The organism is Streptomyces cahuitamycinicus (assembly GCF_002891435.1).
Lineage (GTDB): Bacteria > Actinomycetota > Actinomycetes > Streptomycetales > Streptomycetaceae > Streptomyces > Streptomyces cahuitamycinicus.
In genome coordinates, this window is sequence record NZ_POUC01000974.1 from 1 (window position 1) to 458 (window position 458).

Sequence of the window (458 nt, forward strand, 5' to 3'; positions counted from 1 at the left end):
AACTAGATGATGGCGTCTTAAATACGTATTTTCTTCAATGGGTGGATGATAAAGATCCTATTTTGAGTGATCTTGCCCATCGCTTCTTGGATCGGGTTCCTTTAAAATCAGCACGCATCACCGATCAAACTCGGAGTCTTCTACCTGAATTAAAACAATTGGTGGCTGAAGCTGGTTTTGATTCTGAATATTATACTGCTGAAAATGACAGTTATGACTTACCATATGATGCCTATGATCCAACCTCTAAAAAACCACGGACTCAAATTGAACTAATGCAATCGGATGGTAGCCTAGTCGAACTTTCGACCGTTAGTGATTTAGTACGAGCAATTTCAGGTAAAGTTTCTCGTGACGAGCGCTTCTTTTTCCCCAAGGAAATGCTTATAGATAGTAACGAGAGTTTGTTTACAGATACTTTTGAGGCTTTTCAAGCTCATATCAAAAACAATATAATT

The 458-nt window shown here is 38.2% G+C and carries 1 pseudogene; it reads left to right on the top strand.

The features are described 5' to 3' along the window. Nucleotides 1–41 precede the first annotated feature (41 nt). Nucleotides 42–458 (top strand): annotated as a pseudogene (locus C1J00_RS48710) (hypothetical protein); the annotation flags it as partial.